The sequence below is a fragment of the Eubacterium callanderi genome (assembly GCF_900142645.1).
GTDB lineage: Bacteria > Bacillota > Clostridia > Eubacteriales > Eubacteriaceae > Eubacterium > Eubacterium callanderi.
The window spans coordinates 266,586-278,666 of record NZ_FRBP01000005.1 but is presented as its reverse complement, the minus strand read 5'-3'; the positions used below and the strand labels follow the sequence as shown (position 1 = coordinate 278,666).

Genomic DNA, 12,081 nt, shown 5'->3' with positions numbered 1-12,081 from the left:
ATAACTTCCTTTCTCCTATCCTTTTACGATCTCAACCAGCTCCATCATGTGGTCCACCACAGCGATGGCGCCAGCATTCAGCAGCTCTTCACGGGTGCCGTTGCCAAAGGCCACGCCTGCCGCGTCAATTCCGCAGGCCTGGGCGCCTTCAATATCATAATAGCGGTCCCCCACCATAAGCACACCGGCTTTTTTCTCAGGCGTATGATAACCGTAATCCTCTAAAAAGGCGTTGATGATCTCAATCTTATTGGTCCGCGTGCCGGCCGTATCGGGGCCGTATACATGATCCTCATCAATATTGACCCCAGATTTTCCCACGATCTTCCGGGCTGTGGGCTCGCCCTTATTGGTGCAGATGCCGACGGTGCAGCCCAAGCTCCGCAGCGCTTCTACGGTTTCGGCGGCTCCGTCAAAGAAAGGGTCCTTATACATACGTCCATGGGTCACGTATTCCTCCTGGTAAAAATCGTGTCCCCGCCAGCCATCTTCCTTGCTGTAGCCGTAATATTTCGTAAAGACCTGCTCGATTGGCGGCCCGATAAGGGGCTCAATGTCCTCAATTTTAGGCTCGGGATACCCCAGCTTTTCCAACGCATACTCAAAGGAACGCCAGACCCCCTCCTTGGAATTCAGCAATGTGCCGTCCAGGTCAAACAATACGCAATGATATTTCATGAACACCCTCCTTCAACTATCCCATTGGGATGGAAATAATCCCATCCGGGTTCTACTTCTCAATTATGATTGTCTTTCATTATAATACAAATGTCTCTCAAATAAAAGCTTTTCTTGGCTGCAAAAGGTTTTCAGCTTTGTTTTTTCTCAAATTACCCGTGCAGTCCATTGCTTTTTGTACTATAATGTTATGCAGGAATGAATCCATTTTCACCATTTATGCCATAAAGCCAAGGATACAGAAAGGAAGCACAACATGCAGCAGATTTACGACAATATTTTAGAGACCATCGGACGCACCCCCATGGTGCGCCTCAACCATTTAAGCCCAAACCCAGGAGTAGAAATCGTCGCCAAGGTAGAGGGGTTCAACCCCACAGGCAGCATCAAGGACCGCATTGCCCTCAAGATGATTGAGCAGGCCGAGGAGGAAGGAACGCTGACAAAGGATAAAACCATCATCGAACCCACCTCTGGCAACACCGGTATCGGCCTGGCCATGATCGGGGCTGTCAAGGGCTATGATGTGGAAATCGTGATGAGCGAGGCCGTTTCCATCGAGCGGCGCAAGATGATTCAGGCTTTTGGAGCCAAGGTCACCCTGACCGCCCCGGACAAAGGTACTGACGGCGCGATCTGCCGGGTAAGGGAGCTGCTCGCGGAAAATCCAGACAAATATTTTAACCCGAACCAGTTCAGCAACGAATACAACAAGCTGGCACACTACACTACCACCGCCGAAGAAATTTGGGAACAGACCGACGGAAAGGTCACCCACATGGTTTCATCGCTGGGAACCTCAGGTACCATCATGGGCATCGGCATGGGCCTTAAAAGCCATAACCCGGATGTTCAGATCGTGGAGGCCCACCCCGTAAAGGGCCATTACATCCAAGGGCTTAAAAACATGGAAGAAGCCATTGTTCCCGCCATTTATGACCCGGATAAAATCGACACCCACATCATGGTTGAGTCTGAGATCGCCTTTGATTACGCCAGACAAATTGTGATGAAGGAAGGCATCTTCGTGGGCATGAGCAGCGGCGCGGCCCTGTACGCGGCCTGCGAAGTCGCAAAGACGCTCGATTCAGGGCTGATTGTCGTCATCTTCCCGGACCGGGGAGAAAAATACTTAAGTACGGATTTATTTAAGCTGTAAGCCGTCTGATTTTCTTTTAGGCTCAGCCGAAATGTGGTATAATAATAAGAAACTAAACGCAGGAGGTTTACAATGATCGCAATCATTATAGTCATTGCCATTATCGTCATTCTTGCCCTTGTTGTAATGGGCAGCTACAATGGCCTTGTCAAAACAAAAAACCAGGCGGAGGAAGCATTTTCCACCATGGACGTGTATATGAAAAAACGGTACGACCTGATCCCCAATCTGGTGGAAACCGTCAAAGGTTACGCAAGCCATGAATCCCAGACACTGGAAAAGGTAACTGCGGCCCGCAACGCAGCCATGACCGCTTCATCCATTGATGAAAAGCTGAAAAACGAAAACGCACTGACCGGCACCTTGAAAAGTCTGTTCGCCGTTGCTGAATCCTATCCGGATCTCAAGGCCAACACCAACTTCATGGACCTGCAGCGTCAGCTTCAGACCATTGAAGAAGACATTGCCAATTCACGGAAATATTACAACGCTTCCGTGAAAAACCTGAACAACAAAATTGAAATGTTCCCGAGCAGCATCATTGCAGGCATGTTCCATTTTGAAAAGAAACCTTATTTTGAAGTGTCTTCTCAGGAAGAGCGCGAAAACGTGAAAGTACAATTTTAAATCTACGGACAATTAAGCTTGGAGAATTGAGAATTAAAAGAACAAAAGCTTTAATTCTCCATTCTCCTTTTTACATTCTTTTAAGGAGGTGCACCTATGAAAAAGAAACTGCCTGTACTGGCGGCGCTTCTTCTGCTGCTGGCGCTTGTGTTCCCAGGAGCTAGTCTGGCCAGAGAATACTTTACCATAGACAGCTATGATGTGACCATGAACGTACAGGAAAACCACGCCTACGATGTCAACGAGAAAATCAACGTTACCTTCAGCCAGCCACGGCACGGGCTCTACCGCTATATTCCCTACAGCGGAAGCTATTACCGTGATATCGACGGCAAACCGACTGAGACATCTTACAACGCCCGAGTCTCTGATATCAAGGTTCCAGGCTACAACTTTGACATCGATTCCGAAAACGGCAGCAAAGTTATTAAAATCGGCGATGAAGATGAATATGTGGATGGCAGCCAGACCTATGATATTTCTTATACCTGGGACCCTGGGGATGACCATATTAGCCAGTTTGACGATGTTTACTTCAATATCATTCCTGCAAAATGGGATACCATCATTGACAGCGCAAGCTTTACTGTTAATATGCCCAAGGAATTCGACCCCTCAAACCTTGAGTTCATTGTGGGTGGCTATGGCAGCACTGATACTAACGCGGTAACCTACACCGTTGATGGCAATACCATTCACGGCACCCTTAATCGTCCACTGCAGGCCAATGAGGGCGTTACTCTCAATATCCGCCTGCCTCAGGGGTATTTTGTAGGTGCGCGTACTGGTAACGAATGGAATCCCATTGTCTATATTGTCTCCGGCTTGTGCCTGGCGCTCGCAGTTGTCCTATGGTTCCGTTTTGGCCGTGACCAGAAGCCACTGGAGCCCGTCATGTTCTACGCACCGGATAAGCTCACACCAGCCCAGGTTGGAACCATCATTGACGGCAAAACCGGCAATGAGGAAATCCTTTCCATGATCATGTATCTGGCGGATAAGGGCTATCTGACCATTGAGCAGACCAGCAAAAAGAACTTTAAATTTGAGAAGGTTCAGGAACTCCCGGCTGACGCTCTGAATTTTGAACGCACGGTTATGCGCGCCCTTTTTCCGAGCGGGCGTACTGTCTCCAGCATGAAGGATCTGGAGGATACCTTTTACGAGGATATGCAGGTGGCCAAAGCGGAGGTCGGCGGCTTTTTCGCGGAGCCCCAGAATAAGCTGTTCACTCCTGGCTCCAAGACAGCCCAGGCCTTTATTCACCTGGCCTGTTTCCTTCCTCTGTTCATTTTTGGCTGTATTACCGGCTATCGGACCGAGGGCTACTTTGATGTGTTCATGGTGCTGATCATGGGCTGTCTGTTCGGGATTCTTCCCTTTGCGGGACTCAGCTTCCTGGCCCACACCATCGAAACCCGGCAGGGCATGACCACAGGCTCCTTTACCGGACGTGTGATCGCGGGCACCCTGATCTCCGCCGCCCTCCTGGTCATTGTGCTGGCCACAGGCACGGTCACCTTTGGCACGATTCTGATGCCGCTGGTGCCAGTGGCGGTATCTGTTATCACGGCGTTTCTGGGCGCCTTTGCCACCAAGCGGACACCACAGGGCAATAAATGGCTTGGCGAAACCCTTGGCTTTAAAAACTTTATCCAGACCGCAGAGCTGGACCGCATCAAAACCCTGGTGGATGAAAACCCCAACTATTTCTTTGATGTGCTCCCCTATGCCTATGTGCTGGGCGTCACGGACAAATGGGCCAAACGGTTTGAAAGCCTGGCCATCGAACCGCCGCATTGGTACAGAACCTATGATTCCTACAGTATGTTCAACACAATTTATTTCACCAACGCCCTCATGCACAGCATGAACGCTATCTCAACCAACATTACCGTTCCCCCGAACTCCGGTTCTGGCGGCTTCGGCGGCGGCGGTTTCACTGGCGGCGGCGGCTTCTCCGGCGGCGGCGGCGGTGGTGGTGGCGGCGGAAGCTGGTAAGAACCTTCTCCGCTCTCCAAAGGTTAAAAAACCCCCTGTGTCATTGTGTTTGCGCAGCGTCACGGGGGTTTTCTTAATTTGAGAAAATTTCCATCTTCCTGCTGCTCTTTTGATGTCAATAAAGGTGTATAATAAAGACACCAACACAAGGGGGAAGCAATCCATAATAAGGGGGATTTTACGATGAAAATCAAACGGATAGCCACAGTTTTTCTGCTTTTTACTTTCTGCCTGTTTTGGCTGGCAACCGCCGCGCTGGCGGCAGGAACAGAAAATGGAGAGGAGCAGGAGCTCCGGGTGCTCTTTACTCATGACCTCCACTCTTATATCCTGCCTTACGACGTGGCGGATGGAGCTGACGGCCGCACCACCATGGGCGGATACGCCCGGCTGGCAACCCTGATTAAGGAAAACCGGACCGATAACACTGTTGTGCTGGACGCGGGTGATTTTTCCATGGGCACTCTGTTCAACAGTATTTTTAAAACCCACGCGCCGGATTTATACCTGATGGGCGAGATGGGCTTTGACGCTACTACTATCGGGAACCATGAATTTGACTACGGTGCCGAGGGGCTGGCCGCCGCACTCCGCTCAGCCTCTAAAGCGCAGAAACGGCCAGCCATGCTCAATTCAAACATGGTCTTTGGCAATGATCCCGAATCAAAGGAGATCAAGAACGCCTTTGATGCCTATGGCAGCAGCGCCACAAAAATCATCGAGCGCGGCGGCCTGAAAATCGGGGTCTTTGGCATGCTCAGCCAGGTCGCCCAGGATTACACGGTCAATTACGCCCCTCTGAGCTTTGCCGATACTGCCGAAACCGCCCGGGACTGTGTGGACAGCCTGAAAGCACAGAACGCGGATGTCATTATCTGCCTGTCCCACGGCGGCACCAATCCGGATATTGAAAAGTCTGAAGACCAGCAGCTCGCAAAAGCCGTGCCCGATATTGATGTCATTGTCAGCGGACACACGCACACCACGCTGGATACGCCAATTACCGAGGGCAGCACCACCATTGTGGGCTGTGGCTGGCGCGGCGAGCACCTGGGGCTTCTGGACCTGAAACTTGAAGCTGACAACACCGTGAAGGTGGACAGCTACCAGCTGATTGAAAACAGCCGGGACGTGACCATGGATCCGGACATCGCAGCGTCCATCAACACCTGCAAGGATGTTGTTCAGCAGGAATTTTTAACACCGCTCGGCAAGAGCTTTGACGCCACCGCGGCCGTCTCCGACCATAATTTCGCCACTGTGGATGATCTGCTCGGGCACTTTGACAACTCCGACCTCGGCGATATTATCACCGACGCCTACCGCTACGGCGCTGCCCAGAACGGTGTGGACGCAGATATTTCCCTTGTCAACGCCGGCCTTGTCCGAGACACCATCTATAAAGGAAACCTGAGCGAATCAGGCGTTTATAATATCCTTTCGCTGGGCTCAGGCTCTGACGGGAGCGTCGGCTATTCACTGGTGGATTTTTATCTCTACGGCTCAGAGCTTAAGACATTGTGCCAGATTGACGTCTCCATGTATCCCATGATGCAGGAGGTTCAGTTCTCTTTTTCCGGTCTGCGCTACACCTACAATGACAGCCGTCTCCCGCTGGATAAGGTGACAGGGGTAGAAACCCAAAACGCTGACGGCGCCTGGACCCCCTTGGATGAGGACCGGCTGTACCGCGTGACCACCAGTCAGTATCTTGCCAACATGACCGGGCTCATTACTAAGATGTCCCACGGCATCATCACGCTGGCGCCCAGGGATAAGGATGGCAATCCGGTCTCAGACACCAATACACTGATTATCCATACACCAACCGGCACAGAAGCCAAGGAGTGGATCGCCCTGTCCGATTACATCCACTCCTTCCCGGTGGGCGAGAGCGGACTGCGGACCATTCCTGCCAGCTACAATATTGCCCGGGAAGTCAAAACGCCAGTGGATAACACCCTCGTCACCTTCTTCGCAAACCCATCCTCCATCGCCCTGGCGGTTTACGGTATCATCGCCAGCCTTATTCTGTTGCTGATTGTCATTATTCTCCTTATACGCCGCCATCATATTAGAAAACACAGAGTCTGAGATTAAAAACGGAGAATTTTCAACCCGTATCGCGGCGATACGGGTTCTTTTTTCATCAGTACATATTGTGGATCACCTCGACAGCGCAGAGGAAATCTCTGATGTCGAGGACGGTGCCGTCGTCCAGAGTCACCTTTCCGCTGAAGCAGCCAAACACCTGGTGCTGCACACTTCTGACGGCCAACAGGTTGATGTTGGCCTGACGGTCCATTCTGGGAGTAAAGCTTCCCACGAAACGGCCATCATTTGAGGTCAGATACCAAGGCTCCATAAAAGCATAGCCGCCCTCATCGTTCCTGGGAATCATAAAGGTGACCTCGTCCAGCTTGTGGGCACGGTTGCGGTAAAAGACCATATTCTCGCTGGCACTGCTGCGGTCCGAAAAGCCATAGCCCAGGTTAAAGCCAAAGGGCTCGCCATCATGCCACCCGCTGCCCGTTCCCCAGTACCAGGTATTGTCATAGGTCCAGACGCCTCTTCCCCAGTCCAGCACACCCATGGCGCTGTCCGGCGTAAAACGGTGTTTTTCTTCTCCAAGCTTTACCCAGCCGCAGGCGGGCATACAGTTGATCTTCTGATTATAATAAAAGGCCGTTGGCTTTTCAGCCCAGGGCGTCGCAATGCACATGGTATCCATATCCGGCTCGTAGAGCACAATATCCGCCTCCAATGCTTTTCCCTCCAAAAATTCAGGGAAACGGCAGTATATACGGCGTTTATTCTTCTCTGCCGTGTAGGACAACCGGATTTTGGGGTGCGTAACACCGCAGCTCCCTCTTCCCGAGCAGCAGCCTAACCCGTACTTTCCTCTTGGCAGCGGTTCCACAATGGTTTCGGTATGCTCTGTCCAATCCATATAATTCAGGAACGATACGCTGGCCATGCCCGCGTAGCCCAGATCCGACAGAGTAAAGGCCACGCCGGTCTGACCGTCACCGACCAGATAGTAATCCCATTCCTTGCGCCTGTACCAGGGCGCCGCAATACAATCACGGTTATAGTCCCACACCAGCTGCTTTGCCCAGCCCGGCTCTCCTATCCGCCCATTTGCGTTTAGCAAGGGCTGCTTCCTTGTCACTTCATGCTGTGTCCCCATGCCTGTCACCTCTTTTCTTGTAATCGACTTAATGATACACCACAAAACTTAAAGCCAGGTTTTATCGCCCTGGCCGGCGTCGCTTAATCAAACTAAAAGATCGGCGCAAAGTTGCGCCGATCTTTTGATCTGTTTTTAATCTTTTTTTCGCTTTATCCCATAAATGACAGCGATGGCGGCCACTGCCAGACACAATCCTGACGCCATCATGACTGCGCGGTCCGGGCCGTTTTTCAAAAGCCCTGTCGACGGGCCATTTTTAACAGACGGTTGTGGTGTCGGGCCAGGTGTCGGGCCAGGCTTCGGGGTCGGGGTCGGGGACGGCGTTTCCACACCGATAACGACCGTCTTGGCCGGAGCGCTTGTATCCGCTTTGCTGTAAGGGGTTTCAAAAACCTGGTGCAGCTCCTTATTTACCTCGTCCGCTGCTCTTACCAGCAAACTGCCAGTGCTTAAGACCGTGTCCGCCGGCGTCCGGAATACAGCCTTGCCCGTAAGGCTGATCCGGTTTGCCTGATAAGTCTTATCAAAACCAACAGCCACTTCAGAATCTCTCAGATACTGGCCCAATGCCAGCCCCTGGGTGGTGGTGGCGTTCACCTTGTTATCCGGGCCTGTCAGGTTAACCTTGAGGTGCTGAGCTCCAAGAGCAAAAGAGAAACTGTCCTTCTTCAACGAGTCGATGCTCGTATTGATGCTGGCGTCATCAACCGTCATAGTGTCATAGGCTATAACCCCCATGACGCTGCCATCCGCCCGCACATTCGCAGTCATATCTGAGCCATTTTTTAATGCCAGATTAGATGCTGTGTTGTAAGCCAGAGCGTCAAGGCCATCCGGCATATTTATCTGAATATCCAACGCCGTATTGTCAAAAATATCAATTCCTTTTTTGTTGGTGCTGTTAATGCCCGAAATACTTCCCAGAGCCGTGCGGTCCGGGTTATCCCCCTTAGATGTCAGATTAATTTTAAGGCTGCTCCCAGCCGCGTACAGATGTTCCTGGCTTTCCTCACAGTTACCGGCTATTTCCAGCGCTGTGAGCGGCGCTAACCGCGTAGAGTCTTTCCCTACGTTGACTGTAATCTCCATGGCAGCTTGATTCATGAATAAGCCTCCCTGTATCCTCACCGCGGTAACCGAAGCAAAGCCAGATCCCTCATCCTTTGGCGTAAGCTGCGCGATCAGGCTGCTGCCAGGCTCTAAAGACACGCTTCCCCCTACGTTTAGGGCGCTGTTGGTTCGATTGATATTCAGGGTTTTACCTGTTTTTAAGGTGAAATCATGGCACCGGATGCCCGTGCTCCACTCATCCGACGCTGTTCCCAATTCCATATTTGCGTCCATAATCAGATTACAGTTGGTTCCTCCGGTGCGGCCGCCCACATTAAAGCCAATTTCACCGCCCTTCAGGATCAGAGTATCACCCGTTACAGTGACGTCCGGCATATTATCCGAGGCAAAGTAAAGCATCATGTTGACGCCATTGCCAACATCATCACTGTAATTAGTGGTCAGCGTATTTTTTCCAATGACTTTAATCGTCAAAGGTTTTGGCGTTTCTTCAAGATTGGTATAATTGAGACATCCCTGAAGATCTCCTACCAAAACAGGAACCTCCCGCTCTGCCAGATCGACATTATCCAGCGTAATAATAGTGCCATCCTCAGATAAGGACATGGCTCCACCGCCAAAATTCCTTGTCTGTCCCGGCGCTATGCCCTGCCCCGCTGCAATGACATAGTTTTTAATTTCCTCTACGTTATCTAAAGTCAGTGTTGCTTTATCGGATTCGTATATCTTTTCAGGATCGCTTTTATCCTTTACTAAACAGCGCACCTCCTGAGTGTTCATTGTAATGTTTGTGGCTGAGAATTTTAACACAGGTACTTTAGCGCCTTCACCCATATAATCACGCCAAAAACCTTCTCCATCCTGAAAATACTGCCATTGGTAGGTGTAATTTTCCGGATGGTCAACCCCTACTTCAAAAACGGCCTCATTTGGGATAGAAACCGAGATATCTGCCGGTTGCTTAATAATTGGCGAAGCAGCAGCGCTTTCCTCCGCGAAAACACCGGACGGCAGGGCCAGCAGCACGGCAAATATCAGGCCGAGAACCAAAAGCAATGGATTTTTAAAAATCAGCTTTTTCATTTTTTACTCCCTTCTGCTACAATATATTTACATATCATTATAACGAACCCGTATCCCAAAAAAGGACAACAAACAAACCGCAAAATCTAAAATTAAGTTTTTATTCCCCAGTCCCCTACTGGCGCCTTTTTCTTACATAAACCACCACACCGATGATGATAGCCGCCGCGACGATCAGTCCTGCCGTCCAGTACAGTCCATTTCCGGCGCTCTGCAGGCCGGTGTTGGTGTTGTTATTGTGCGGGGTAGGTGTGGGGCCTGGGGTTGGGGCAGGCTTCACGGTAGGCGTTGGTGTTGGCTCTGGAGTTTCTGCTTTTTCGACGACAACTTCTGCCGCGGCTATGGTCTGTCCCTTGGGCAGAATGGTGCTGCCAGCCCAGGGTTCGGTAATACGTCCGACAACGCCACCGGCCGGGGTGGTGACTGCGTTTCCCTTTCCAATATTCAGAGTACTGTTTTCAAAGGCCAGCACAGCAATGCCGTCTTCTCCGGTGGTTGCAGCATGAACACGGCTGTCTCTGCTCAACGGGCTTATGTTGATATCATAGTAGCTGTAAATACCCAGGTCATTGGCTGTGGCGTTGACAGTGGCATCGCCGATGTTCAGGGTTCCGTTGGCGTATATGCTGCCCGCGTAAGCCTTTGGTGCTCGGGATTTATCCACACTGACGGCTTTGGCATTGACAATGCAGCTGTCCCCAATGGTGACCGCACCAAATTCGGGCCGCCCCTCTTGGCCGGCGCTAAACAGTCCGTCTGCGTTAAGTCTGGCTTTCGGGTCAATGCTGAAACCGCTTCCCACCTGGACGTGGCTGTTTAGATCAAGTTGGTTGGCGCCGGAAAAGGCGGCGCTGCCTGTTGTAAACAAAGCGGTGCTGGCCTGCGGGGTATCATTTTCATCTGGCTCAGGAATATCCGCGTTGATCAATGCTCCAGCCCCGATGTCCAGCTGGCTCTTATTTTCAACGGTGAGGCCTGTCACCAGCTCATTATAAAACGGATTTTGCAATACCGCCATTCCAATAGCATCCGCATACGGTTGGAGGCACTCTGCCTGAGCGTCAATACTCACGTCCGCTGCCCCTGTCTTCCCAATACTGGCATAAAAGGTATTGATCCCCTGGGCCAGCAGGCCTGTTTTTACCTTAATATCAAGACTGGCGCCTTTGTCGATATAACAGTCTGCCTGAGGCTTTTGCGCCATATAGCCTGAAGCCATAAGACCCACACCCAGCCGGCATCCGCTGATGTCCAGCTTCAGGCTGGCGTCGCTCAGATTTAAAGCCGGCGACTGAAGGCCCACCAGGTAGCATAAAGCATCCTCATTATCTTTTTCTACCGGGTTAGAGGCTCTAACCGTAACATCCGCGTTATTGACAATGCTGATCACGCCGTCGGCATGGGTGCTGTTAACCTGGGGGACCCCCTGGAGACTTTTATCGAGATGGGCGCCGCCGCGCGTTCCATTGATCTGCTCGATGAGCGCCGCATCACCGCCGGTCTCTGGCGGACTGTGGGGATTTGCCCGGTCAAGGTAAACGGCAGCGTTGTCAATAGTCAGATCGCCGCCGACAGTGACGCACTGGTTGTTTCCATACACACTCAAGCTGCCTCCGTCCACAGTGCAGCTGCCGTATATGACGGCCAGGCCGACGCCGGCCCGTTTTTCATCACTTCCGATGGTAACCTGTCCGCTGTGCTGTGTGTAGCCATTGTGGCATTGCATTGCATAGGATTCATTGGGAGATTTTGCAGATGCGCTGGGCACAAGGGTCAGCGCGCCGGTCCCGTTCATGACCAGGGAGTCTGTGTCGATGATCTGCGCGTTCTCCTTGGTGGTATCTGCCTGAGCCATGAGGCTTCCCTCTCCGGTGAGGGTCAGCGCGCCGCCGCAGTAGATGGCTTTTTTATCGTCTCTGTCAGGAACCAGTCTGTTTTCCCCAGTCAGTTTAACGGTAAGCGCCTTATCGGACAGAATGACGGCTACGATGCTGTCATCCCCGGTTACTGTAAGGTTAGCACCGCTCAAGGTAAGAACATTGGCAGCCTTGTCATAGCTCCAGCCCTCTCCCGAGGGCGTCTCATTGGCATTGACCCCTCCCACATACAATCGGCTTTCCTCGGCCCGGGCGCTGTGGGGCGCCCACATTCCCATAAAAAGCAATAGGGACAGAACCATCATAAATGTGATTCCCATCTGAATTTTCTGTGTTTTCATATACACTCCTTTCAACCGCTTTTACCGCGGTTCACTCACTGTTTCACGAGG

The 12,081-nt window shown here is 51.6% G+C and carries 8 protein-coding genes; 4 read left to right on the top strand and 4 right to left on the bottom strand.

From position 1 onward, the window contains the following. Positions 1-15 precede the first annotated feature (15 nt). On the bottom strand, positions 16-678 hold the full coding sequence (locus BUC22_RS08355; protein WP_013379040.1) for an HAD family hydrolase: 663 nt from the start codon (positions 676-678) through the stop codon (positions 16-18). 256 nt (positions 679-934) lie between these two features. Here BUC22_RS08355 and BUC22_RS08350 point away from each other — a divergent pair, with 256 nt between their 5' ends. The 4 genes from BUC22_RS08350 to BUC22_RS08335 all read left to right on the top strand — a co-directional run bounded on the left by BUC22_RS08350 (position 935) and on the right by BUC22_RS08335 (position 6,559). Further along, positions 935-1,837 carry a PLP-dependent cysteine synthase family protein gene (locus BUC22_RS08350; RefSeq protein WP_013379038.1) on the top strand — a complete coding sequence of 301 codons (903 nt, stop codon included), beginning with the start codon at positions 935-937 and terminating at the stop codon, positions 1,835-1,837. A gap of 72 nt (positions 1,838-1,909) precedes the next feature. After that, on the top strand, positions 1,910-2,464 hold the full coding sequence (locus tag BUC22_RS08345; RefSeq protein ID WP_013379037.1) for a LemA family protein: 555 nt from the start codon (positions 1,910-1,912) through the stop codon (positions 2,462-2,464). Positions 2,465-2,560: 96 nt separating this feature from the next. Further along, positions 2,561-4,465 carry a DUF2207 domain-containing protein gene (locus BUC22_RS08340; RefSeq protein WP_013379036.1) on the top strand — a complete coding sequence of 635 codons (1,905 nt, stop codon included), beginning with the start codon at positions 2,561-2,563 and terminating at the stop codon, positions 4,463-4,465. 183 nt (positions 4,466-4,648) lie between these two features. Continuing rightward, a complete protein-coding gene (locus BUC22_RS08335) occupies positions 4,649-6,559 on the top strand; it encodes a bifunctional metallophosphatase/5'-nucleotidase (protein ID WP_013379035.1) in 1,911 nt (636 codons plus the stop codon). A gap of 55 nt (positions 6,560-6,614) precedes the next feature. On the opposite strand, the gene BUC22_RS08330 is transcribed toward BUC22_RS08335, so the two are convergent. From BUC22_RS08330 to BUC22_RS08320, 3 genes are all read right to left on the bottom strand, one after another. Continuing rightward, positions 6,615-7,655: a DUF2804 domain-containing protein gene (locus BUC22_RS08330; RefSeq protein WP_013379034.1), complete on the bottom strand. Its 1,041-nt coding sequence runs from the start codon at positions 7,653-7,655 to the stop codon at positions 6,615-6,617. A 135-nt stretch (positions 7,656-7,790) separates the two neighbouring features. Continuing rightward, the gene (locus BUC22_RS08325; RefSeq protein WP_013379033.1) at positions 7,791-9,812 is read right to left on the bottom strand and encodes a hypothetical protein; all 2,022 of its coding nucleotides are present in this window, start codon (positions 9,810-9,812) and stop codon (positions 7,791-7,793) included. A 115-nt stretch (positions 9,813-9,927) separates the two neighbouring features. Further along, positions 9,928-12,030 (bottom strand): hypothetical protein, encoded by a 2,103-nt coding sequence (locus BUC22_RS08320; RefSeq protein ID WP_013379032.1) that lies wholly within the window; start codon positions 12,028-12,030, stop codon positions 9,928-9,930. Positions 12,031-12,081 lie beyond the last annotated feature (51 nt).

What these genes read in the sequence shown, in the direction of transcription:
- BUC22_RS08355 (WP_013379040.1), bottom strand. Translation starts at nt 678, where the DNA reads ATGAAATATCATTGCGTATTGTTTGACCTGGACGGCACATTGCTGAAT.
- BUC22_RS08350 (WP_013379038.1), top strand. Translation starts at nt 935, where the DNA reads ATGCAGCAGATTTACGACAATATTTTAGAGACCATCGGACGCACCCCC.
- BUC22_RS08345 (WP_013379037.1), top strand. Translation starts at nt 1,910, where the DNA reads ATGATCGCAATCATTATAGTCATTGCCATTATCGTCATTCTTGCCCTT.
- BUC22_RS08340 (WP_013379036.1), top strand. Translation starts at nt 2,561, where the DNA reads ATGAAAAAGAAACTGCCTGTACTGGCGGCGCTTCTTCTGCTGCTGGCG.
- BUC22_RS08335 (WP_013379035.1), top strand. Translation starts at nt 4,649, where the DNA reads ATGAAAATCAAACGGATAGCCACAGTTTTTCTGCTTTTTACTTTCTGC.
- BUC22_RS08330 (WP_013379034.1), bottom strand. Translation starts at nt 7,655, where the DNA reads ATGGGGACACAGCATGAAGTGACAAGGAAGCAGCCCTTGCTAAACGCA.
- BUC22_RS08325 (WP_013379033.1), bottom strand. Translation starts at nt 9,812, where the DNA reads ATGAAAAAGCTGATTTTTAAAAATCCATTGCTTTTGGTTCTCGGCCTG.
- BUC22_RS08320 (WP_013379032.1), bottom strand. Translation starts at nt 12,030, where the DNA reads ATGAAAACACAGAAAATTCAGATGGGAATCACATTTATGATGGTTCTG.